We start from the raw sequence: 24280 nt of genomic DNA, 5'->3' as shown, positions 1-24280 counted from the left end.
AGATAAAAGCTTGTTATAATAGAAGAATGAAAAAGATTTTAATTGCGGATGATGATCGTTCGATTTTAACCTTACTTTCTTATAATTTTAGGCAGAGTGATTTTGAAGTTACTACAGTGAGTGATGGTAAACAAGCTCTGGATAAAGCTAAGAAAAATCATTACGATTTAATTTTGCTGGACTTAATGATGCCCGAGCTTTCTGGTATTGAAGTGACGGAAATTTTGCGAAAAAAGCAGAACTTCACGCCAATTTTGATACTCACAGCGCGTGATGACGAAGAGATGAAACTGACTGGTCTTAACTCAGGTTCCGATGAATATTTGGATAAAGCTACTCCTATGAAGGAAATTATTGTTCGGGTCAATGCACTCATTCGACGTCACCAGCACTATAATAAAACGATTGAGAACGAAAAATCCGCAGAAAAATCTGGTATTAAATTTGACCGTTTGGAGCTTGATTTCACTAAAAAAATTTGTATCTTTGATGGACAACCTTTGGATCTAACTAAACGTGAATTTGAAATTTTAGAACTTTTAATTGAACGCTCAGGTGATGTAATTTCACGTGAAGAATTGTTGCAGCACTTTTGGGGAATATCTTCTGCTGCCGAAACGCGAACCATTGATGTTTTAATCAGTAAAATTCGTAAAAAGTTAGACAATAAATTTATAAAAACAAAACGAGGGTTCGGGTACTACTTCTCTGATGAAAAAAATTAAGCTTAAAAATATTGTCATCTCGACAATCATTTATCTTGTTGCAACTGTGATTCTGCTTGTTTTTCTCAACATACAGATTCTAAAAACAGATACCAATCGTGTCTTGCACACTATTGACACTACAAAAACACTTCTCGCAGAAAATCCAAATTCTGCGCTCCCTAACAAGTTTCAGTATCTTCCGGCAGGCACACACAACCAGGAGACAGCAAAGATTGAAGATGGAGCAGATTATGCACAATCTGTCAGCCGTCATACTATTGAAATTACAAGTCCCATACGTGTTGACGGTGTAATAACTGGTTATCTTCATGCCGAGGATAGTCGAACTTCTCCCTGGTTTACCAACTTGATGGTGGGAGGATTTGCTTTGATTGTTTATCTTGCTTGTACATCTTACGTTTTTGTGCACGCCAGACGTAACTATCTTTTCACTCAAGATATTATTGCTAAGATCAAAAATATCGAACGTAGCCCCCTCACGCAGAGCTATCTGATGAGTGAAAATGATGATAAGGTAACCCTTGCACTGAATTCTTTGGGCGAATACATCCAAAATCAGATTTTATCGCACAGCGAAAAGAAAGAGAACATTTACGAATTCATTGAACTTTTCCAATTTCCTATTTTCATTTACAATGCTAAAGGAAAAATTCGTAAAACAAATGCTGCTTTTAAAAACGAATTTGCGGACACGCACAACCTTGATATTTTTAGCCCTTATGCTGACTTTTTAAGTTTCTTAGTGGATAAGATGCTCAATCCGACCACACAAGAAAAGAACTTTTACTTTGAAAATATCAATGCTTATTACCAGGTACGTATCTCTCCCCTGCCAGACTTGGACAACCGTTTCTTAGTCACTTTACTTGATATAACTGCGTTTAAGCGAACACTAAATGCCCATAACGAACTTATTGCCAATGTCAGTCACGAACTTAAAACACCTTTAACTTCAATTAAGGGATTCGCTGAATTACTAAAAGACGACACACTTTCTGAAGCAGATCGTCACGAGTTTTCTCACATTATCAGCAAAGAAAGTTCTCGCTTGATTGCACTGGTTCAAGACACTTTACTCTTAACCAAACAAAACATACATATCGACAAGAAGAAAATTAATCTCTCCGCCCTTGTCGAAGAAATCTTAAACACGTCACAACCCTTACTGGATGAAAAGAACCTATCACTTCAGACTGACATTGTTCCGATTTCTCAAGTTACTAACCGTCAGATGGTGCATAGCATTTTTGAAAATCTGATTGAAAATGCAATTAAATACACAGATGAGCATGGAAAAATTTACGTCGGACTCCATCAAAACAAGAAAAAAGTTGTTTTCACAGTCACAGACAATGGTCCTGGTTTAACGGAAATTGAGAAATCGCGTATTTTTGAACGCTTCTACCGTGTGGATGAAAGTCGTACACAAGTCACAGGAACGGGGCTTGGTTTATCCATCGTAGACAAAAATGTTAGAGAACTTCAAGGACATATTGAAGTAATCAGTGTGCCTGGTAAAGGGACGACATTTTCTGTTACTTTATAGAAATAAAAAAGACTTCTCGAAAGAGAGTCTTTTTTTCTTTTAACGTTCCAAATAAAACTCAAAGCGATCCCCAACATACTGAGAGAGAACGTACTCAAAAGCACGACCATCCGCCAAATAAGAAATTTGGGTTAGTCCTAAAATAGCATCTCCAGACTTAATCTTAAGGTATTCAGCAACTTCGGTGCTAACTTTTTTGGCAGAAATAATCTGTTGACTACGATCAATTTCATAGCCTGCTTGTGTCAGCGTATTAAAAAAGTTTGAGGTAATATTTTTCTTTTCAAAAGGTTTTACTAAATCATAGGGAATACTTGCAACTTCATAGCAGATAGGTACTTGATCTGCATAACGTACACGTTCCATTCGGATAATCGTTTGTTCTTTCGAAATTTCCAGCTTCTCACACTCGACTTCATTAGGTAAAGTTTTAAGATAACTTAAAACTTCAGTAGACGGTGTTTTCCCCTGCGCAGTAATGATTTCTGTAAAGGAAGTTGTGCCTCGCATCTTTTCACGCACCCGACGACTGGCGACATAAGTCCCACTCCCCACACGGCGTTCCAGGATTCCTTCCTCAACAAGTGATGTTACTGCTTGTCGCGCAGTCATCCGACTTACTCCAAAGCGCTCTGCTAAATCTCGTTCACTTGGTAAACGCTCACCAATCTTCCAAACTGCTTTTTCAACTTCTTCTTTTATTGCATCATGAATTCTTATATAATTTGGAACATTGCTTCTTTGCATGGTGTCTCCCTCTGCCTTGTTTTTTATTATTATATACCAATTCCAAATAAAAAACCAGCTATAATAGCTGATTTATATAATTGGTATAATTATTTTGCAGGAACTGTGATTTCACCATTGATGATTTTTTCTTTAGCAGTTTCAACAGCTTTCCATGCTTCGTCTGAAGTATTGTTACGAGCAAGAGCTACACCTGAGTTTTTCAAGTCGTACTTAAGAATTTCACCACCAGGGAATTTGTCGTCTTTAGTTTTATTTGAAACGTCTTTGACAACATTTCCTACTTCTTTAAGTGTAGAAGCTAATACGAAGTTAGATTCTTTACCATCTTTAGATTTAAATTTACCTTCGTCTTCTTGGTCACGGTCAACGCCAATAACCCAAACTTTATCTGCTTCGTTCTTCGTTTCGTTAAGAACGCGTGCTTCAGTGAATACACCTGTACCTACACCACCGGCAGCTTGATAGATAATATCTGCGCCACCAGAGTACATTGCTGAAGCGATGGTTTTACCTTTACCTGCATCGCTAAATGAACCAGCATATTGAACATCTATTTTGATGTTTGGATTAACAGATTTAACACCTTGTTCGAACCCAACTTCAAACGCTGTGATAATATCTGAAGCAATTCCTCCGATAAATCCAACGTGGTCAGTTTTTGTAGTTTTAGCTGCTGCAACACCGGCAAGATAAGCTGATTCTTGGTCAGCAAATGTTGCTGAAACAACGTTTTCTTGATTTTCAATCACAGAGTCGATAATTGCAAATTTAGTATCTGGATTATTTTTAGCAGCTTGTGAAGTTGCTTCTTGGAGGCCAAACCCAATCCCAAATACTAAGTCATAACCACCAGATACAGCTGAGTTGAAATTAGCTGTGTAGTCAGAAGCTGAGTTAGATTGGAAATAGTTGATACCTTTACCTCTTGAAAGGTTATTTTCTTTACCCCAAGCTTGCATACCTTCCCAAGCTGACTGGTTGAATGAACGGTCATCAACACCACCTGTATCGGTAATCATCGCTACATTGAGATCTGTTTTAGCTTCACCACCGGAAGCTGCGTCACGTCCACGGCAACCTGCCAGAACTGCTACTGATGCGAGTGCAAGAGCACCAACTGCGAAAATACGTTTATTCATGGAAACGTTTTCCTCCAAATTTAAAAATTTTTAAAACTCTCGCAAGTAAGAGTTTTTATGTATAAGTTTATTTTAAGTTATTTTGCATATTAATTCAAGCCAAAAAGAAAGATGTGGGTTTTATCCACATCTTTGTTCGGAAATAGCAAGTTTTCTGTTAATTTTAATTTTTTATTCGAGTTCTTTAAAGGAATATGGCAACAATTGCCCCACTGAGGTCTCTTTAACTTCTCCCGTTTTTGAAAGAAGATAGACTGGCATATCAGCATTACAAAATTCAGAGACGACCTGACGGCATGCTCCACAAGGACTGATGGGAGCGGCAGTTTCTCCATAAATATACAGGCTTGAAAATTCCAAATGATCCTCAGATACAGCCTTAAAAATAGCAGTCCTCTCCGCACAGTTACTCAATCCGAAGCTCGCATTCTCAATATTACATCCTTGATAAACCTTGCCATCTGTAGTGACAAGCGCTGCCCCTACAGGAAAATTTGAGTAAGGAACATAAGCATGACTGCTCGCTTCACGCGCTGCTTTAATCAGTTCTTTAGTAGCTGGCATTGGCAGTTTCACCTTCCATGATTGCGACACCTGATGAACAGCCCAAACGGTTTGCACCAGCTGCAATCATAGCTTTAGCATCTTCAAGATTACGGATACCGCCTGAAGCTTTGACACCCATATCAGGTCCAACTGTTTCACGCATCAATTTTACATCTTCAACTTTGGCACCAGCTGTTGAAAATCCTGTTGATGTTTTAACAAAATCAGCGCCTGCACGTTGTGCTGCTTGACAAGCTTTGACTTTTTCTTCATCTGTCAAAAGGCTTGTTTCGATAATAACTTTAAGGATACGGCCATCTTTAACAGCATTAACTGCTGCGATATCACTTTCCACTAAGTCCCATTTACCGTCTTTAGCTGCACCAATATTAATCACCATATCCACTTCGTCTGCACCTTTTTTGATTGCATCCGCAGCTTCAAAGGCTTTGACTTCTGAAGTATTTGCTCCGAGAGGGAAGCCGATAACTGTACATACTTTTGAAACTTCATCTTTGAGTTGTGCAGCAGCAAAAGCTACCCACGTTGGATTAATACATACACTTGCGAATTCGTATTTTTTTGCTTCGTCAACGATAGCTTGAACCTTTTCTTGAGTAGCGTCTGCTTTGAGGATTGTGTGGTCAATGTATTGATTGATTTTCATTTTTAGGTCTTCTCCTAGTTATTTTTTATTATGCGAACCTTAAGATACGCATTATTTGTAAACATTAAAAATTATTTGGGCTTACGGCTTTTAAGATAAAGCATACCAATAAGCGTATAAACCGAGATAAAGATAAGGATAAAAAGTACTACTTTCGCCAACGTATTCTGCGCCAAAAGATTCATCCCTATTGCGCCAAGTACAGCTGCTGCTATACTTTGGAGAGCTTTTATGCCATTAGGAATAGGCGGAAGTTCATTTTTCATCAGCGAATAATTTCCAAAATTTCAGGGGCATGGATCTGCTGATCAGAAATTTCGATATTGTCCTTAAATTCAGCAATTAGATCAGATGAAATTTCACGATTACTGTAAAGCGTAGCAATAAGGTCACCTTCTTGGACTGAATCACCAACTTTTTTAGCGAGAGTAATACCGGCTTCAAAATCGATTATATCTGCCTTAGTTGCTCGTCCTGCACCTAGCTTCATCGCAACAATACCGACACCCATCGCTTTTTCTTGTGAGATATAACCTGCACGTTCTGCATAGATTTCCGCAGTATGTGTCACATTTAATTCTGCAGTCAAATGATTGAAGGCTGTTGCATCTCCGTGTTGTGCTTTACACATGGCAAGAAATTTAGCGTAAGCTTTACCATTATCAAGGTTTTCGATAATTTCTGGAACTGTTTTTTCTATCCCTGCTAAACTAAGCATGATTTGAGCAAGTTCAGCGATAAAGTGACGAAACTCTGATGTTCCTTTACCATTTAGCGTATTCACGGCTTCCGTAATTTCATTACGATTACCTATAGCATATCCTAAAGGTTGGTTCATATTTGTTAGAACAGCCACTGTTTCACGACCAACAGCCTTTCCTAAGTCAACCATTGTACGCGCTAAAAGTCGAGCATCTTCAATATTCTTCATGAAAGCACCGTCGCCAACAGTCACATCAAGCAAAATGGCATTTGAGCCCGAAGCAATTTTCTTAGACATGATCGAGCTTGCAATCAATGGAATAATATCGACTGTGGCTGTCACATCACGAAGTGCATAGAGGAGTTTGTCTGCTTTAACCAACTCGTCAGATTGACCAATTACCGCGATTCCTGAATCTTTTACTTGGCTGATAAAGTCTTCTTCTGTTTTTTCAATTTCAAAGCCAGGAATGGATTCTAACTTATCTAATGTTCCACCAGTATGTCCTAAACCACGGCCAGACATTTTAGCGACAGGGACATCAAAACTCGCCACTAAAGGTGCTAAAATAATTGTTACTTTATCACCTACACCACCCGTCGAATGTTTGTCTACCTTCACGCCAGGAATAGCTGATAAGTCAAATTCCTTACCTGAAGCAACCATAGCCATGGTTAAGTTTGCTGTTTCTTCTGTCGTCATACCTTCAAAATAAATCGCCATAGCAAGTGCTGCCATTTGGTAATCCGGCACTTCACCATTCGCATAACCAGAGATAAGCCAATCAATTTCAGCTTTCTCAAAGTGACCACCGTCACGTTTTTTTTGAATCAGGTCAACCATTCTGTAGGTCATAGTTTCTCCTTATAACTTCTTAAAATGTAATATCCTTTATCTTTCGCGACAACCTCGCAATTGCCAAAGACAGCATTCATTTTCTTTTGTGCACTCGGCGCGCCCTGTTTTTTCTGAATTACGATAGTCAAATGGCCATTATTATTTAAATGCGTATAAGCGTCAGACAAAATAGCATGTACCACTTCTTTTCCCGCACGAATAGGGGGATTCGAAATAATAGCATCAAAGCTTTGTTCCACATTATCATATATATTAGATAAAAATATATTATCAACTTTTATATTGTTTTTATCTGCATTTTTCTTTGCTAAATCAAGAGCGCGGCTATTTACATCTACAAGTGTAACTTTCAAGTCGTATTTCTTTGCTAAAGTTAAAGCCAATGTGCCATAACCACAACCTACATCAAGCAGAGTCTTAGCTCCTTCGGGTTGAAAATTATCCAGCAACACACGTGAACCATAATCAATAGCGTTTTTAGAAAATACACCTGCATCAGTCAGAAAGTGTAGGGGAAGGCCCAAAAGTTCAACCGTCAATTCCTGCACGTCATGTGCTAAATCTCGGTTGTCTTCATAATACATATTTGTTTTTACCATTACAGTTTATTTTATCACAAAATATTTTATTTGTTCTGAGAAAACCTTTACAGATAGAGAGGAAGTATTAGAAAACCCTTACATTTTAATTTTGTTTTTTTCAAAAAAGTCAGGCCCTAACGCTTTAGACACTGCTTATGTTTAGCGCCTATTTCTATAATTTTATAAAATTAAACTTACAGTTAAAATGAGTCTCTAAACACAGCCAGCAAGCAAAATATGCTAAAATATCCTTATGAATAAATTCATCAATTATGATGAAATTTCGCGAGAAACTTGGCAAAATCTCTATCTTTCTTCAATTGTGCCTTTGACAAACAAGGAGCTCGATGCCATTCGTTCACTCAATGATGAAATTTCACTCCAAGACGTTATCGATGTATACTTGCCTTTAATCTATCTAGTCCGACTCTACAAGAAAAATATTGAGGATTTAAGCTTTTCTAAAGGTTTGTTTTTACAAAAAATTGTTAAAACTCCACCATTAATTATTGGAATATCTGGTTCTGTAGCTGTCGGAAAATCTACTGCAGCACGCCTTGTTCAGCTACTTCTATCCCGTGAATTTAAAAAATTAAGCGTAGAGCTTGTGACAACTGATGGGTTTCTTTATCCAACAGCAGTCTTAGAAGAGCGAAATATGCTAGACCGTAAAGGTTTTCCCGAAAGTTATGACATGGAGCATCTGTTAAACTTTCTTTACCGTGTTAAGAATGGTGAAACATGTGAAATTCCGATTTATTCCCACGAAAATTATGACATCCTCAAAGATCAAACACAGACAATTGACCAACCTGATATCTTAATAGTTGAAGGGATAAACGTTCTGCAAAATCCACAGAGCGAGCATCTGTATGTCAGTGATTTTTATGATTTTTCTATTTATGTCGATGCAGATGAAGCTGTGATTGAAAGATGGTATTTGGAGCGTTTTGACAGTCTACTCAAACTCGCCGAAGATAATCCACATAACTATTATCACCAATTTACAAAGATGCCTTACGATGAAGTGATGAAGCTAGCACGCCAAACTTGGGCCAATACCAATCTACCTAATTTGCGTGACTACATCGAACCTACACGAAATCGTGCGGAAGTTATCCTGCACAAAACGGATAATCATTACATTGATAAAATTTATTTGAAAAAATTTTGATAAAACATAACATTAATTTACTCTTTGATTAAAAATGCTATCTTTTTGTATCAAACGTTTTTATAATCCGTTCTTTTATGATAAAATATTTTAATATTAATTTTTAGGAGGCCCACTTGTCTGATAAACAACTTGAAAAAATTATCGTTCTTGACTATGGTAGTCAATATAATCAATTGATTGCGCGTCGCATTCGTGAAATCGGTGTTTTCTCAGAGCTGATGAGTCACAAAGTCACAGCTCAAGAAATCCGTGAAATAAACCCTTTGGGGATTGTACTTTCTGGGGGTCCTAACTCTGTTTACGACGAAGGTTCATTTGATATTGATCCTGAAATTTTCGAACTTGGATTACCTATTCTAGGTATCTGCTATGGTATGCAACTGATTAGTCACAAATTAGGTGGTAAGGTTGAAAGTGCTTCTGAAAGCGAGTATGGTGTTGCACCTATCGAGCTTAAAGCAAAATCTGAACTTTTCGCTCATACTCCTGAGACACAAGATGTTCTCATGAGCCATGGTGACCGTGTTGTTGAAATTCCAGAAGGCTTCCATGTCGTTGCTACTTCTCCAAATAGCCCATTTGCAGCGGTTGAAAATACGGAACGTAACATTTACGGTATTCAATTCCACCCTGAAGTTCGTCACTCTGTATACGGAACAGATATGCTCCGTAACTTTGCATTAAACATTTGTGGTGCTAAAGGCGATTGGTCAATGGAGAGCTTCATTGATATGCAAATTGAAAAAATCCGCGAACAAGTAGGAGACAAAAAAGTCTTGCTTGGTCTCTCTGGTGGTGTAGACTCATCTGTAGTTGGTGTGCTCTTACAACGTGCTATCGGTGACCAATTGACTTCAATCTTTGTGGACCACGGTTTCCTTCGCAAAGGCGAGGGTGATCAAGTCATGAACATGTTGGGAGACAAATTCGGCTTAAATATTATCCGTGTTAATGCTGAAGAACGTTTCATGAATAAGTTAGCTGGTGTTTCTGACCCAGAGAAAAAACGTAAAATTATCGGTAACGAATTTGTTTACGTCTTTGATGATGAAGCTTCTAAACTTAAAGATGTTAAATTCCTCGCTCAAGGTACACTTTATACAGATGTCATCGAGTCAGGAACAGACACTGCTCAAACAATCAAATCACACCACAATGTTGGTGGCTTGCCAGAAGACATGCAGTTCGAATTGATTGAACCTTTAAATACACTCTTCAAAGACGAAGTACGTGCCCTTGGTACAGAGCTTGGTATGCCTGATGAGATTGTATGGCGTCAACCATTCCCAGGACCTGGTCTTGCCATTCGTGTTATGGGTAACTTGACACCTGAAAAGATTGCAGTTGTCCGTGATTCAGATGCGATTCTTCGTGAAGAAATTGCCGCTGCTGGCTTAGACCGAGATGTATGGCAATATTTTACTGTTAACACAGGTGTTCGTTCAGTTGGTGTTATGGGAGATATCCGTACTTACGACTATACACTCGCTATCCGTGCCATCACCTCTATCGATGGTATGACAGCTGAGTTTGCTAAACTTCCATGGGATGTTTTACAAAAGATTTCAGTACGTATCGTTAATGAAGTGGATCATATCAACCGCGTCGTCTACGATATTACCTCTAAACCACCTGCAACTGTTGAGTGGGAATAATTCCTAGGTAAAATAGCTAAAATAGAAATTAAAAATCGCTCAACAGAGCGGTTTTTCTTTTGGATGAATCGTTAAAAAACACTGATTTTGAAAAAAATTGGCACAAAATAATCCCCCAACGTTATTGCTGAGGGATAGAGTTTATTATTTTTTACACTGTTATTATAACACCAAGAAAGCGTTATCGCAAGTGTTAAATAATTTTATTTATTCAAGGAAAAAAACACAAGCGAACTTAAGCTTTTTCAAGCTCAAACAGGGGATTTTTAGGAATTTCTTGCTTCTTAACTTCTTTCCAGCTCAAAACTCCTTTTTTCTTATTTGTTACGACTTTCAAATAATCATAGTGTTTTAAACTATATTGCGCCGTAAGCTTTATTTCTTGCGATTTTCCTTTTTCATCAAATCCGATGACGGAATATTTATATTTTGTGATATGGCCATTATCCGATTTTTTCATTTCGATTTTCTCGTCTTCATGTATTTTAACGAATAAATTCTTGCCACCATGCTCTAAATTATGCCATACAGAATTTCCAACTATTAAAACTATAATTGCAACCAGGCCAAATACAACTCTCTTCATTATAAAATCCTTTTACTTATTTTTCCTGTAAAAACTATTATATAATGCTTCGCCCTTTTTTTTAAGGAAAACGACTCAGAATTAAAAAATTTTTTTCACGAGAAAAAAGCTTTCTTTGAGAAAGCTTTTTCTTCTTTATATTATTTGACAACCATAACATTACAACGCGCATGATCAATAACGTATGCTGTTGTAGACCCGACTAACAAGCGGTCAAAGGCGCCTTTACCAGTAACACCAATAACGATTAAGTCAATATCATTTGCTTGAGCAAAATCAACGATTTCTTTTTTGGGCGAGCCCTCCACGCGATATGCCTTAAATTCTACCTGTTTCTTGATAATCTCAGAAGCTCTTTCAATGATTGCACGTGACTGCTCTTCTAAATTCTCAAGAATGAGAGGGACACCATAAGCTGAACCATAAAGTCGCACATCATCTTTGACATTCAAAACAAATAGTGACGTTTCATTACGTGCTGCAATTTTCACGGCTTCACGTACTGCTTTATCAGATTGTTCTGACCCATCAACAGCTACTAGAATGTTTTTGTATTTTTCTCTCATAAAAAGCCTCCCTTTTCTAAAATTATCAATTTAATTCCTCTATAATTATATTTTAAATTAAAAAGAGAGAAAAAGATAATAATATGGTTGGAAAATTAAAGAAAAATTTAGTTTCTACTTCAATTATCGGAACTTACTCTGTCGGGCGTGTAATTTCAAATGTGTTCCCTAATCTTGTATAAGCTCTACCTGACAAACGGGCAACGGGATCCAGTTCTTTCGCTTTAATATAGAGTTTTTCCTCGTCAATGACAGAATCATTCATAAGAATATTTTTTACTTCTAAGAGCATTAATTGGCTTGTTTTTCCTACTGGAATATGCTGATGAAGCACGACTTCTAATCGGGCTTTAGCATTTTCTATAGCAGGTACTTTCACTTCTTCTGACGCTGTAATTTTAATACCGAATTTTTCAATTTCACTTTCTGTAGCAGTGAGAGGTGCTGATGTTTGATTCATCGCTTCAACATTATCCATATTTACCAGATGGATAACACCTTCTTTTGTTTCCAAAAGATTTCTAACAGAATCTTTCATCTCTGTCATGGCAATGGATACAATGACAGGATCTTTTGATACGACATTAAAAAAGCTAAAGGGCGCTGCGTTGACAAGCCCCGTAGAATTTTGGGTTGTCAACCACGCGATTGGTCTTGGAATAACCAGCCCTGAAATTAATTTGTATGCATCAATACTGCTCATATCTTCTGGTTTAAATGCTTTCATTCTTTCTCCCTATACGACGTTCTTGAATTTTTTTCATGGTCCACAGTGGTTCTAATTTTCTATCTCGAAATGCATCTGACGTGTCCAAACGACGTAATGCAGCTGCAGTTCGTGCTTTTTCCGCTTCTGCTCCTGGAAAGAGATGAGGAGGCAAACTTAGTGAGAGACCTGCCTCGTCCGAAGTCTCATCTATCCAAAAGCCTGAGGTCACGAGCGCTTCTTCGTAACTATCAACCTTAGCTTCCCCTGAACGTACCATATCTAAGGCAGCAATCCCTGGAGTATCTGTAGCGATTTCAAAAAGTACACCGGGTGCAACGTTCACATATTCACTGGAAAAATAAAAACGTTCCACCAATCCTGAGTGAGGCATTACATATGATTTGACACGTTCAATCCAATATCTAAGCGTATCAGGATTAGCAGTGCGAAATGCAACATGGTGAACTGTGCCATAGCCTTGATATGCTCGCTGTGATTCTTTATCTTGTTCGATAATGATCGAGGCGCCATTACCTCCCTCTGCTACTTCAAAAAGTGTGAAAACCTCTTCACTTGCGCTCCTACGAAAACCAAAAACTTCTTCGAGCAATTGCTGGAAAATATTTACTTCTGACAATTTAATGAAAACAGGTCCTAAGCCTACAATAGCATGTTCAACCTCCACATTTGAAAGCTGCCAAGGTTTTCCTGGAGCAACAATACCTTGATCTTTCTCATCTGAAACTAGCTGGTACTTCTGACCATCAAAATCCTCAAACTCTATATATTTTTTACCAAAGCGCTCAGCCACCAAGCCATGTGGCACACCTGCTACAGCAAATCTTTGGCACCAGTATTCCAAAGATACATCCTGAGCAACACGGAATGAAATACGATCAATACTATTAATCCCATGGCTCCCAGCACCAATTCCTGGAGAATCAAAGAAAGTTATATCTGTTCCAGGGTTCCCCTCTTCATCCGTAAAATAAAGATGATAAGTTTCATAATCATCCTGATTAACAGTAAGTTTTGCCAGCCGAAGCCCTAAAAGATTCGTAAAAAAATCATAGGTCTTTTGGGCGCTTGAAGTAATTGCAGTAACATGGTGTATCCCACCCAATGTAAATTCCGAATTTAGTTTTGTCATTCTTATTTCTCTCGTTTTTCCGTTTACACTTGTAAATCTTATTTTCATTATATCATCTCTTCCATAATTTTCAAGCAACTTGCATTAAAAAATGTATCCCTTGGGATACACCTTCTAGATTTTAAAATAATTTAAGAGGAGCTGACAAAAGTACAGTTCCGTTAGGCTTCCTGTTACTTGTTCTTGTTTTATCTTTTTTAGCAGGCCGTTGAGTATTTCTTCTTTTTTATAAGAAGATATTGTCTTCATACCTCTTTGAAAAAATTCTTGCTCTTTTGATATTGGGATACTATTCGTTTTTTTCAAAAGTGCAATAACCTTAGAAGCTTGGTTTCCTAAGTCAGCGTGTCTCGTAATATTGCTAAAGATTTCTTCTAAGTGTGTAGCTGACTCAATGCACAAATCCTTCCCCATCACACCAGTTAAGTTTGAGCGTATCGCACCTTCCTCCCATACATTTAAAACGCGAGCTGAAGCTGAACTGAATAATAAGCTAAACTGACAAATTTCCTCGGTTCGCAAATAAAAGATATAAGCCAATTGCAAAGTATATGCCAAATGATAAAGTTCGAAATAGCTTAAAGAATTGTTCTGTGAATTTAAAGAAGAAGAATTTGTATTGATGAACTCAAAATGTAGCCTTAATAAACGAACAATGATATCCCTAATTTTTTCATCATTTGACGCCAGTGGCAGGAATAAACTGGCTTGCATTGCCGAGTGTTGCAACCAGAAAGTTGTATTACCTTGAAACAAAAGACAATGCTTAGTCTTTTCATACTCTTCCAAGTAGTTTACCAGTTTATCTTTGAAGGCACTTTGAAACACAACTGTCCATTCGGGATTTATTTCTTCACTCAGCGTTTCGATTCGAAAAATTGTTTTCCGGCTTTCCATCGACAACCTGATCGTGTGCATCCTCTTCTTCCTTCCTGTAAATCATTCCCATATTTTTAAACGGGATATTTCTTTCAGACTTTTTGAAAAGTCATCTGTCAATATGGTTACATGCCCCATTTTTCTATCGTTCTTCGCTTCCAACTTCCCATAATCATGAATATGCCACTCTGGCCTTTCCTGAGCCAATTGTTCCATTTTGGGGACATCTTGTCCCAGAATATTGAGCATGATGGCTTGTTTCAATAGACGTGGTTGCGGCAGTTCCTCACCAAGAATTCCCTTGATATGTAAATCAAATTGTGAAAAATCACAAGCCTCTATTGTATAGTGTCCCGAGTTATGGGGACGTGGGGCAAGTTCATTTACATAAATCTCGCCCGCTGCTGTCAGAAACATTTCTACACAAAGTGTTCCTGAAAGCTGGAGCTCTTTAGCTATCGCCAGCGCCAAACCTTTAGCCTTTTCGCTGACCTCAAGAGGTACGGGAGCAGGAGCAATGGTACGGTGTAGAATATTATTAATATGTTCATTTTGGCAAAGCGGGAAGGTCACAAAATCTTTACCATTCCCACTAATAATTAAAGAAATCTCACAATCAAAATCAACAAATTCCTCCAGTACACATTCTGCACTCTCTGCTAACTTCATGGCCTCTTTCAAATCCTCATCAGATTTCAAAACAACTTGACCGTGTCCATCATAGCCGCCCATTGTTGTTTTTAATACTTGTTTTTTTGTTACTTGCTCTGGAAGATCTTGAGCATTTTCTACGAGTTTCCACGGAGCTATTTTCACGCCACATTGTTCTAAAAACTCTTTTTCTAACCGGCGATTTTGCGTGATTTCTAATAATCGAATGCCTTGCGGAATAGCGACACAGGCATCAAGCTGATGTAAACCGCTAGCCGATACATTTTCAAACTCGTAGGTTATCAGATCACAAGCATAAGCTAGCTTAAGAAGCGCATCAACATCATCATATTCCGCAATAATCAACTCATCCGAACACTTTGCTGCGGAACAGTTAGGATTTGGATCGAGTGTAATCACTTTATGGCCCATATATTGTGCAGAAATAGCCATCATTTGGCCCAACTGCCCACCACCAATAATTCCAATTGTTTTTTTCTTATGTTGCATATTCTTATTATAGGCCATTTTTCTTTATTCTCCCCATTCTTTTCGGATAGTTTAAAAATAAATCCGCATATTATCCGGATTTTTGTTTACTAAAATCAAAATATTTTTACAAATATTACGCTCGTTTTTAAATTAAAAGTTTACAACAATTCTTTAGTTGAAGAGACTGATATATCGGCTGCTTCTTTTCGATATTTTTTCAATTTTTCTACTAAGCTTTTATCAGCAAGTGCCAAAATCTGAATAGCATAGAGAGCAGCATTTTTGGCTCCTGAGGTGCCTATAGCCATACTAGCAACAGGAACTCCACCTGGCATCTGGACGATGGAGTAAAGGCTATCTAAGCCAGATAGGGCACGTGACTGAATAGGCACACCAACAACAGGAAGCAGTGTCATTGCAGCAACCATTCCAGGTAAATGTGCCGCACCTCCTGCGCCAGCAATTATGAGCTTATAGCCTTGTTGCTCCGCATTTTTCGCAAAATTCATCATAATTTCTGGTGTCCGGTAAGCGGAGACGACCTTTTTATCAAAATCGATACCGAACTCCTCCAAAATATGAGTCGCTTGTTTCATTGTCTCCCAATCTGAAAGTGATCCCATAATTACTGCAACATCTGCCATTTTTATACTCCTTTATTTCCAATGTCTTTACGATAAAACATCCCTGTATTGTCTAATTTATCTAATTTCTCGTAAAGTGATTTTTGAATACTTTTTATCTCTTTTCCGGTTTCGGTGACCATGTATATACGTCCCCCCTTTGAAAGAAGCTGATCATCTTTTCTTATGACACCAGCATAATAACAGTTTAAATCATGTAGTTCTGGTAGAACAACACTCTCTGTTGAGGCATCAGGATAGCCCTGATTTGCTACAACTACACCTAAGGTAACTTCTTCAGTATTACAGGTCAAGTTTGGCTCTCGTCCTTGTAAGATATCCAGTATATTTTCAAAAAAATCACTTGTAATAGTTTCTAAAACCACTTGCGTTTCTGGGTCACCAAAGCGAGCATTAAATTCAATCGTTTTGACACCTTCGGATGTCAATATTAATCCGGCATAAAGAATACCAGTAAAAGGCTTATTCTCCGCCTCTAACCCAGCCACAGTTGGCTGAACAATTTTTTCTATGGCTTCTTGTACTACAGCTTTTGGAATATGAGGTACAGGTGCATAAGCACCCATCCCGCCTGTATTTGGCCCTCGATCGCCATCAAAGGCACGTTTATGATCTTGCGCAATAGGTAACGGGTATATCTTTCCATCATGTACTAAGCTAAAAAGTGAAAACTCTTCGCCATCAAGATATTCTTCTACCACAACTTTTGCTGCTTTTGTCTGGAAAATATCTTCTAAAGCAGCTTTTGCTGCTTCTAAATCCATGGCAACTGTGACGCCTTTTCCTGCAGCTAAGCCATCTGCCTTGATAACAATAGGTGCACCTTTTGTCTCAACGTAATTTAGAGCCTTTCCGAGATCCGTAAAACTCTCGTAGTCTGCTGTGGGTACGCCGTATTTTTTCATTATTGACTTAGCAAAAGTTTTACTGCCTTCGATTTGAGCAGCTTCAACTCTCGGTCCAAATATAAGCAACCCTTCGTCTAAGAAAGCATCCACAATGCCGTTCATCAATGCTGTTTCTGGACCAACAAAAGTCAAGTCTACTTTTTTCTTCTTCGCAAAGTTTACCAATAGATGATTTTCAAGTTCGGAAATAGCTACATTTTCCAGCTTTTCCTCCGCCATACCCACATTTCCTGGGCAAATAAAAACTTTCTCTACTTTTTCACTTTTTGCAAATTTTCGTGCAAGTGCATGTTCACGCCCACCTGAGCCAACAACTAAAACCCTCATATTTCCTCACTTTCTTCTCACTTCTATCTTAAGATATTTAGAGAAAAAGAAAAAGCCCCAGGGGGCTTTTCTAAATATATTCTTATTCCATTGTTCGGAATTATCAAGCGAGGACAGGTAGAGAAGGTATTTCTAATAAATCTTCGATAACACAATCTGGTGTTAAATCTTTTTGCGCCTCTAAGTGTTTAGGATTATACCAAATTGTTTTAATACCTGCATTTTTTCCGCCTAGGATATCCGTAGCTAAGGTATCACCAACAATCGCAAAATCTTTATCCGCAGCATGATCGATATGTTCAAATACATAATCAAAGAATTCTTTTGATGGCTTGTGTTTTCCAATTTCTTCACTGATAAATATTTCTTTGAAATATCCGGCAATACCAGACTCTAAAATTCGTGGACGAGAAACTTTTGATGTACCATTACTAACAATGTACATTTCTGTAGCTTCTTGCGCTAAGCGATCCAAAAGTTCCATAGCATGGTCCATCAATTCATGACCTTGAGCCAAGTGAAGTTGGTACGCTGCATCAACAGCCGAAGCATCGTAAGCTTCTTTAACTCCCAAAGCTCTAAAAGCATTAGCAAAACGTGTAGAAAGAAGTTCTTCACGACTGATTTCTCCTGCCTCGTGACTTCGCCAAAGTGCCTTATTTTCACGCGAGTAGATAGCTCTGTTTTCTTTTGTATCTTCAATATCGTATTGCTCAAAAATTTTACCTAAAGCCGTGTACTCTGCCTTATCAAAATCAAGAAGTGTGTTGTCTATGTCAAAAAGTAATACAGTCATTTTCATCTCTTTCTAAAAATTTATGATAGCTCTAGTTTAACGATTTCATCGTTTTTTTTCAACAAAAGAGACTTTTATGGCTAGCACTATTTGGCTAATAAAGCAACTGACTGATAAGGCGCCAGTGTTTCAGACTTGTATGAGTCATAGTTATTTACAAAGACTTCGACATCTTCAAACCCTTGTGGTAAGCTAAAGTTCACACTGTGATTGGCAAAGTTATTCAACACAAGTAAACGTTGACCTTCGTATTCACGCACAAAAGCATAAATGTGCTCTGAATCTTTAAGTGCAGCTTTATAATCTCCCTCAGAAATAATTTTTTCCGTTTTTCGTAAACGAATCATTTCTTTATAGAAATTATAGATTTCTCCGTTTTTATCTCTTTTCAGGTTAACGTCGGTATGTTTGCCCAGCTTCAGCCACGGCTCTCCTTTACTAAAGCCCGCATTTGTACTATCGTCCCATTGCATCGGTGTTCTTGAATTATCACGTGATTTACTGCTGATTATTTCAAATGCTTCGGATTCTGTTTTTCCTTGTTTCAAAAGTCTTTCGTAAGCATTCAGAGCTTCTAAATCTTGGTAATCGGTGACAGAATCATAATCAGGATCAATCATACCAATTTCTTCACCCATATAAATAAAAGGTGTACCACGGCTGAGATGAATCGCAGCAGCCAACATCGTCGCTCCTTTTATACGGAAATTTTTCACATCCACAAAACGATTGAGCGCTCGAGGTTGATCATGATTATTCCAAAATGTAGCATTCCAGCCGCCACCTTGTGACATTTTTTCGCCCCATTCATGGAAAAGCTCTTTGAGCGCTTGAAAATCAAAGGGAACTTTGGTCCATTTATCACCATCTTTGTAATCTGTTTTTAGATGGTGGAAATTAAAAACCATACTAAGTTCTCTTCGCTCTGGTTGTGTATAGAGAATACTGTTTTCGATTGACGTTGAGCTCATTTCTCCCACAGTTATAGCATATTCGTCTTGGCCAAAAGTAGCCGCATTGAGCATTTTCAGATATTCATGAGTGATTGGTTTATCAGTATACTCAAATTTCCCATCAATTTCTGGATTATTTTTAAGTATTTCATCTTTTCCAATAACGTTAATCACGTCGAAACGAAAGCCTGATATACCTTTATCGCGCCAAAAATTGACAACTTCAAACAGTTCTTTGCGTACATTGGGATTACGCCAATTTAAGTCGGCTTGAGAAATATCATAAAGATGAAGATAATATTTACCAGTGTCGCCAAATGGTGCCCAAGCATTGCCGCCAAATTTTGACATCCAATCCGTAGGCTCATCTCTAATAATGAAGAAATCTTGGTAATATTTATCACCGGCAAGTGCTTTTTTAAACCATTCATGTTCTGTTGAAACATGATTCAAAACCATATCCAGCATAAATTCAATACCTAACTCTTTACCACGCGCTACCATTTGATCAAAATCTTTAAAATCACCAAATACTGGATCTATATTAGTATAGTCAGAAATATCATAACCATTATCTCTTTGCGGGCTGGGATAAAAAGGATTAAGCCAAATCATATCGATTCCTAATTCCGCCAAATAAGGTAATTTTTCCGTTACTCCTCTGAGGTCCCCAATACCATTTCCCGTAGTGTCGAAGAATGATTTAGGGTAAATTTGATAGATGACTTTTTCGCTCAATGTCATAGTTTTTTCCTTTTGTTTCTTATTTATTTACGGCTGATTTAAAGACGTTTTTCTTTTCAAGTCCTGTTCCCATTGTATCTGAATCTTTGAAACCAAAGAACCATACCAATGTCATGGATACAACAATACAAACAGCTGTCGCAATCCAAAAGTAGATAAAGTTGTTAGGGTTACCTGCAGCATGAGTCAAAGGATTTGTTGTTGCAGCAAAGTTAGGGAAACCAATAAGTGAGCCTGAGAAGCCATACATATGCAGATCAAATAAGCCAGCAACCGCAGCGCCTGCAGCTGCACCAACCGAACTCATAATGAAAACACGAATATATTTCAAGTTAATCCCATACATGGCTGGCTCAGTTACCCCACAAAAAGCCGAAATCGCTGCTGGTAAAGCTAACCCTTTAAGACTTTGTTGGCGTGTTTTAAGAAAGACAGCTAGAGCACCTGCACCTTGTGCCAACATTGTAAAGGAAACAATCATGTTAATGTTTGATTCTCCTGTTGTTACGATTTGTTGAGTCAAGATAGGAATAACCAACCAATGGAGACCAAAGATAACTAGAACTTGGTAAAGTCCACCAATAATTGCTCCTGCTATAGTAAGATTAAGATTAATCAAGCCTGTAATGACTGAAGCAAGCGCAGAGGAAACAATACTAATTACGGGTCCTACCAACAAGAGTACTAATGAAGCCACGACAAAGAAAGTAATCATCGGTACAAAGATCGAACGAAGTGCTAAAGGCATGTGTTTCTTAAGCCAAGCACCGATTGGTTTAGCCATCCAAGCTGCTACAATAATCGGGAAAATAGTATAAGCATAATTTGGTAGACTAACAGGAATATTAAAATAACTTGTATTAAAAGTTACCCCAAATAATTCCATAACTACTGGTGCTTTTCCGGCTACAATTTCTCCCTTTTCAATAACATTCGGTGCTGCAACTAAGCCTTGTAGGGCAGGATGAATCATAAAGCCACCAACTGCTGCCACGACGAATGGCTCTGAACCTAACTGTTTAGCAGCGGCATAGCCGACCAAGACAGGAAGGAAGTAGAATGGTGCCATCGCCATTGTTGAAATAATAATATAGGTTGGATCTGTCGGACTAATAAGTTCAAAAATATGGTTGCCCTTAACAAACATGTTAAGAATCCCGTTAATCATACCTCCAGCAGCTAATAAACCAATAATCGGCATCATCGAGCCTGTAATTGTTCCGACTACAACTTGAAAAGCACGAATGATCGGATTTTTAGAAACTTTTGTTTCCTCGACATTTTCACTACTTTCACCATCCACTACACGACTCCCCAACTGGGCAACAATTTCGTCATAGACATCCTCAACGGCTTGACCGATAACTACTTGGTACTGCCCCAGATTTGCATTGTAGACAACACCGGCAACACCATCCATTGCTTCAAGCTTTTCATTATCTGCTTTTTCTTTGTCGACTAAATAAAAACGTAAGCGTGTAATACAGTGAATTACCTTTGTGATATTTTCTTCACCGCCAACAGCAGCAATGATTTCTGTTGCTAATTTTTTGTAATCTGCCATGTTTTCTCCTTTTTATTTTGCAGTTGCTTGACCCAACATATCACCTGCTTGAGCACTTCCTTTTTTAACGGTAAGACTATTGAGCATTTCATTTGTATTTGTAATTAAAATCATACTCGTAAGTGGTAGACCCGCTGCTTCCACTTCTTTCCAATTGACCTGTCCCAGAGCATCACCGCCGTCGACTATATCGCCTACCTTAACCTTAATCTGAAAAGGTTGTCCATTTAAACTTACTGTATCAATCCCTAAATGAAGCAATACTTCTAAGCCATCTGCACGCTTGAAGCCGATAGCATGTCCTTGTACTAGACTGACTTCTCCTGCTACTGGACTGACAATTTCAGTACTTGTAGGTTCAATAGCATAACCATCCCCCATAACTTTTTTGGCAAATACAGGGTCGGAAACCTTTTCCAAGCCAATAACTGTACCTGCTAAAGGTGCATAAAGATTTTTATCTTCACTCACAATTTTTTTCTTTCCAAAACCAAACACTTTTATTCTCCTTTAATAAAAATAAATCACAACTTGTACGTACAAGTTTATAATAGCAAAATGAAAGCGGTTTTGCAAGCGGTTATATTTTTACTTTAACTTAAAGTGCTTTTTTGTTACACTTAGATTATGAAAAAGTACGAAATTATTCTTCGGGATTTGGAGAAAAAAATCCATGAAGGAAGATATCCCGAAAATGAGCTCTTGCCCAGTGAAAACCAGCTTACAGTGCTCTATCAAACTAGCCGCGCAACGGTACGACAAGCACTAAAAATCTTGGAAGAAAATGGGATTATTCAACGCCGTCATGGCTTTGGCTCCATTGTTATTCCAAGGGAGAGATTGATGTTCCCCATTTCAGGTTTAACTTCTTTCAAAGAGCTCAAAGACTCTTTAAACTTCAGCTCAACTACCGAAATATTAATTTTTGAAAAAATAACTGTAGATAAAGAACTCTCAGAACTTTCTTTTTTTGAAGAAGGTACTCAGGCCTTTCACATCCTCCGTCGACGAAATATTGATGAGCAGTTTGTTATCCTAGATCGCGACTACATCTTAGCTTCTACAGCACCCAATATGACAAGAGAAAAAGTAAAGTCTTCTCTTTATTCCTACCTTGAAGACCAAGTTAACCTCGACATTTCATATGCTCAAAAAGAAATCACGATTGACTTCGCCAACGATGAAGACAAAACTTACTTGGATTTAAACCCAAAAGACCGCCATGTCGTGAGTGTACGTAGTCATGTTTACCTCACCAATAATAATGTTTTCCAGTACACCGAAAGCCGACATCAAGTTGATAAGTTTCGCTTCACGGAATTTTCTAGACGGCAGAAACACTAATAAAAAAAGCTAAACTCTCGTCTAGCTTTTTTTATTAGTGACGGAAATGTCTCACGTCTGTAAAGACCATTGTGATACCGTACTTGTCGCAAGCTTCAATGACTTCTTGATCACGAACGGAACCACCCGGTTGTACAATTGCTTTGATACCAGATTTGGCAATCTCGTCAATATTATCTGCAAAGGGGAAGAAGGCGTCAGAGGCAAGCACAGTATTATCTAGACCTTTTTCTTGAGCGGCTTCGATTGCTATTTTCACTGAAGCTACACGGTTGGTTTGACCAGGTCCAACCCCAAGTGTTTGATGCTCATTTGTAACAATGATACCGTTAGACTTCACATATTTGACCGCTTTCCATGCAAATTTTAGCGCTTCCCATTGTTCCATATCTGGTTGGACTTGCGTTACTACTGTCCAACTTTCTGGGTGTTCTGTAACAACATCTTGTTCTTGTACTAAAACACCGCCAAGCACGCCTGTAATCATTGGTTCTCTTTCTGATGCACCAATTTGTTCAAAATCAAGCGTAAGCAAACGAATATTTTTCTTTTTCGTTAAAATTGCCAGAGCTTCATCAGAAAATGCTGGTGCAATAATGATTTCTAAAAATATTTTGCTCATTTTCTCCGCTGTTTTCTGGTCAACTGCGCGATTTAAAACGACAATACCCCCAAAGATAGAAACAGGATCTGCTTCATAAGCATAATCCCAAGCTTGCTCAATCGTCTCCCCTTGACCAATGCCGCAAGGATTCATGTGCTTAAGCGCCACAACGGTAGGTTGATCCGTAAAATCACGCGCGATCTGCAACGCAGCATCTGCATCACGCACATTGTTGTAAGATAATTCTTTACCGTGTAATTGCACACTTTGCCCAATCGAATATGTAGTTGGAAGGGCATTTTCATAAAAATCTGCATCTTGTTGTGGATTTTCACCATAACGCATCCCTTGTTTTAAATCATAGGTCAATGTCAGCTTTTCAGGTTTCTCCTCCGGAGCAGAAAATTTTTCTGTTAAATATTGTGCAATGAGCGCATCATAAGCAGCAGTATGTCGAAAAACTTTGGCAGCCAAACGTTGACGAAGTCCTAAGCTTGTTTCACCAGCTTTTTCGAATTCTTCGAGAACCATAGCATAGTCACTTGGATCAACAAGAACAGTAACGTCTGCATGATTTTTTGCTGCAGAACGTAACATTGAAGGACCACCAATATCAATATTCTCGACAATTGTTTGATGATCAGCTCCTGACAAGAGTGTCTCTTTGAAAGGATAAAGATTGACAACAACCAAGTCAATGGGTGTAATATTGTGCTCTTCTAAGGCAGCTAGATGGCTGTCCAAATCACGTCGTGCCAAAAGTCCACCATGAATCATTGGATGTAATGTTTTCACACGTCCATCCATCATTTCCGGAAACTGCGTCACTTCTTCAATCGCTAAGGTTGCAATTCCTGCTTCATCCAAAGCTTTTTTAGTTCCGCCAGTTGAGATAATTTCAAAACCGAGTTTACTTAAAGACTCAGCCAATTCAACAATTCCATTTTTATCCGACACACTGATAAGCGCACGTTTAGTCATTTTTATTCCTTTTCTATTTTTAAGTTTATAAT

At 38.2% G+C, this 24280-nt stretch carries 25 protein-coding genes; 5 read left to right on the top strand and 20 right to left on the bottom strand.

Annotated features, from left to right (window positions below; all coding sequences use genetic code 11):
• Positions 1 to 26: 26 nt before the first annotated feature.
• Together VNN39_RS07510 and VNN39_RS07505 are read left to right on the top strand one after the other, a co-directional pair.
• Entirely contained in the window at positions 27 to 725 is a 699-nt protein-coding gene (locus tag VNN39_RS07510; RefSeq protein ID WP_017370174.1) for a response regulator transcription factor, read from the top strand.
• Positions 712 to 2274, top strand: a complete 1563-nt coding sequence (locus tag VNN39_RS07505; protein ID WP_165713891.1) for a sensor histidine kinase — start codon at positions 712 to 714, stop codon at positions 2272 to 2274. Before VNN39_RS07510 ends, VNN39_RS07505 begins: the two co-directional genes overlap by 14 nt.
• Positions 2275 to 2313: 39 nt before the next feature.
• Here VNN39_RS07505 and VNN39_RS07500 read toward each other — a convergent pair whose 3' ends face one another.
• The 7 genes from VNN39_RS07500 to VNN39_RS07470 form a co-directional block, all read right to left on the bottom strand.
• Positions 2314 to 3021 carry a GntR family transcriptional regulator gene (locus VNN39_RS07500; protein ID WP_017370172.1) on the bottom strand — a complete coding sequence of 236 codons (708 nt, stop codon included), beginning with the start codon at positions 3019 to 3021 and terminating at the stop codon, positions 2314 to 2316.
• A gap of 89 nt (positions 3022 to 3110) precedes the next feature.
• Positions 3111 to 4163: a BMP family lipoprotein gene (locus tag VNN39_RS07495; RefSeq protein WP_096368161.1), complete on the bottom strand. Its 1053-nt coding sequence runs from the start codon at positions 4161 to 4163 to the stop codon at positions 3111 to 3113.
• A gap of 171 nt (positions 4164 to 4334) precedes the next feature.
• Positions 4335 to 4727: a cytidine deaminase gene (locus VNN39_RS07490; protein WP_017370170.1), complete on the bottom strand. Its 393-nt coding sequence runs from the start codon at positions 4725 to 4727 to the stop codon at positions 4335 to 4337.
• Positions 4714 to 5376, bottom strand: a complete 663-nt coding sequence (gene deoC, locus VNN39_RS07485; protein ID WP_017370169.1) for a deoxyribose-phosphate aldolase — start codon at positions 5374 to 5376, stop codon at positions 4714 to 4716. The genes VNN39_RS07490 and deoC overlap by 14 nt, the downstream gene beginning before the upstream one ends.
• Before the next feature lie 71 nt (positions 5377 to 5447).
• Positions 5448 to 5642 (bottom strand): hypothetical protein, encoded by a 195-nt coding sequence (locus tag VNN39_RS07480; protein ID WP_165711460.1) that lies wholly within the window; start codon positions 5640 to 5642, stop codon positions 5448 to 5450.
• Positions 5642 to 6934 carry a pyrimidine-nucleoside phosphorylase gene (locus tag VNN39_RS07475; RefSeq protein ID WP_165711461.1) on the bottom strand — a complete coding sequence of 431 codons (1293 nt, stop codon included), beginning with the start codon at positions 6932 to 6934 and terminating at the stop codon, positions 5642 to 5644. Before VNN39_RS07475 ends, VNN39_RS07480 begins: the two co-directional genes overlap by 1 nt.
• A complete protein-coding gene (locus tag VNN39_RS07470) occupies positions 6931 to 7536 on the bottom strand; it encodes a class I SAM-dependent methyltransferase (RefSeq protein WP_165711462.1) in 606 nt (201 codons plus the stop codon). Before VNN39_RS07470 ends, VNN39_RS07475 begins: the two co-directional genes overlap by 4 nt.
• 235 nt (positions 7537 to 7771) lie before the next feature.
• On the opposite strand from VNN39_RS07470, the gene coaA reads away from it, so the two are divergent.
• Positions 7772 to 8692, top strand: coding sequence for a type I pantothenate kinase (coaA, locus tag VNN39_RS07465; RefSeq protein WP_017370165.1), 921 nt, complete (start codon positions 7772 to 7774; stop codon positions 8690 to 8692).
• A gap of 116 nt (positions 8693 to 8808) precedes the next feature.
• Entirely contained in the window at positions 8809 to 10350 is a 1542-nt protein-coding gene (gene guaA, locus VNN39_RS07460; RefSeq protein ID WP_338997292.1) for a glutamine-hydrolyzing GMP synthase, read from the top strand.
• Positions 10351 to 10585: 235 nt separating this feature from the next.
• Here guaA and VNN39_RS07455 read toward each other — a convergent pair whose 3' ends face one another.
• The 12 genes from VNN39_RS07455 to VNN39_RS07400 all read right to left on the bottom strand — a co-directional run bounded on the left by VNN39_RS07455 (position 10586) and on the right by VNN39_RS07400 (position 21817).
• Complete coding sequence (locus VNN39_RS07455) at positions 10586 to 10936, bottom strand: YxeA family protein (RefSeq protein ID WP_017370163.1); 351 nt, start codon at positions 10934 to 10936, stop codon at positions 10586 to 10588.
• A 140-nt stretch (positions 10937 to 11076) separates the two neighbouring features.
• Positions 11077 to 11502, bottom strand: coding sequence for a universal stress protein (locus VNN39_RS07450; RefSeq protein ID WP_014024946.1), 426 nt, complete (start codon positions 11500 to 11502; stop codon positions 11077 to 11079).
• A 133-nt stretch (positions 11503 to 11635) separates the two neighbouring features.
• The gene (locus VNN39_RS07445; protein ID WP_017370161.1) at positions 11636 to 12229 is read right to left on the bottom strand and encodes a flavin reductase family protein; all 594 of its coding nucleotides are present in this window, start codon (positions 12227 to 12229) and stop codon (positions 11636 to 11638) included.
• Positions 12216 to 13361 (bottom strand): VOC family protein, encoded by a 1146-nt coding sequence (locus VNN39_RS07440; protein ID WP_422393570.1) that lies wholly within the window; start codon positions 13359 to 13361, stop codon positions 12216 to 12218. The genes VNN39_RS07445 and VNN39_RS07440 overlap by 14 nt, the downstream gene beginning before the upstream one ends.
• Before the next feature lie 114 nt (positions 13362 to 13475).
• Positions 13476 to 14258: a hypothetical protein gene (locus tag VNN39_RS07435; protein ID WP_338997290.1), complete on the bottom strand. Its 783-nt coding sequence runs from the start codon at positions 14256 to 14258 to the stop codon at positions 13476 to 13478.
• 42 nt (positions 14259 to 14300) lie between these two features.
• Entirely contained in the window at positions 14301 to 15419 is a 1119-nt protein-coding gene (gene purK, locus VNN39_RS07430; protein ID WP_338997289.1) for a 5-(carboxyamino)imidazole ribonucleotide synthase, read from the bottom strand.
• A gap of 122 nt (positions 15420 to 15541) precedes the next feature.
• Complete coding sequence (purE, locus tag VNN39_RS07425; protein WP_339007001.1) at positions 15542 to 16027, bottom strand: 5-(carboxyamino)imidazole ribonucleotide mutase; 486 nt, start codon at positions 16025 to 16027, stop codon at positions 15542 to 15544.
• A gap of 2 nt (positions 16028 to 16029) precedes the next feature.
• Entirely contained in the window at positions 16030 to 17262 is a 1233-nt protein-coding gene (gene purD, locus VNN39_RS07420) for a phosphoribosylamine--glycine ligase (RefSeq protein ID WP_338997287.1), read from the bottom strand.
• A 103-nt stretch (positions 17263 to 17365) separates the two neighbouring features.
• The gene (locus VNN39_RS07415) at positions 17366 to 18058 is read right to left on the bottom strand and encodes a YjjG family noncanonical pyrimidine nucleotidase (protein ID WP_338997286.1); all 693 of its coding nucleotides are present in this window, start codon (positions 18056 to 18058) and stop codon (positions 17366 to 17368) included.
• A gap of 86 nt (positions 18059 to 18144) precedes the next feature.
• Positions 18145 to 19755, bottom strand: a complete 1611-nt coding sequence (treC, locus tag VNN39_RS07410) for an alpha,alpha-phosphotrehalase (RefSeq protein WP_338997285.1) — start codon at positions 19753 to 19755, stop codon at positions 18145 to 18147.
• Between the two features lie 19 nt (positions 19756 to 19774).
• On the bottom strand, positions 19775 to 21319 hold the full coding sequence (locus VNN39_RS07405) for a PTS transporter subunit EIIC (RefSeq protein WP_338997284.1): 1545 nt from the start codon (positions 21317 to 21319) through the stop codon (positions 19775 to 19777).
• Between the two features lie 12 nt (positions 21320 to 21331).
• Positions 21332 to 21817 carry a PTS sugar transporter subunit IIA gene (locus VNN39_RS07400; protein ID WP_165711472.1) on the bottom strand — a complete coding sequence of 162 codons (486 nt, stop codon included), beginning with the start codon at positions 21815 to 21817 and terminating at the stop codon, positions 21332 to 21334.
• A 129-nt stretch (positions 21818 to 21946) separates the two neighbouring features.
• Between VNN39_RS07400 and treR the strand changes: the two genes are divergently transcribed.
• Positions 21947 to 22663, top strand: coding sequence for a trehalose operon repressor (gene treR / locus VNN39_RS07395; protein ID WP_017370151.1), 717 nt, complete (start codon positions 21947 to 21949; stop codon positions 22661 to 22663).
• A gap of 34 nt (positions 22664 to 22697) precedes the next feature.
• On the opposite strand, the gene purH is transcribed toward treR, so the two are convergent.
• Complete coding sequence (purH, locus tag VNN39_RS07390) at positions 22698 to 24248, bottom strand: bifunctional phosphoribosylaminoimidazolecarboxamide formyltransferase/IMP cyclohydrolase (RefSeq protein ID WP_338997283.1); 1551 nt, start codon at positions 24246 to 24248, stop codon at positions 22698 to 22700.
• Between the last annotated feature and the right edge of the window lie 32 nt (positions 24249 to 24280).

The sequence above is a fragment of the Lactococcus formosensis genome (assembly GCF_037892375.1).
GTDB lineage: Bacteria > Bacillota > Bacilli > Lactobacillales > Streptococcaceae > Lactococcus > Lactococcus formosensis.
Note: the sequence above shows the minus strand (reverse complement) of the source record. Positions and strands in the feature narration are given on the sequence as shown.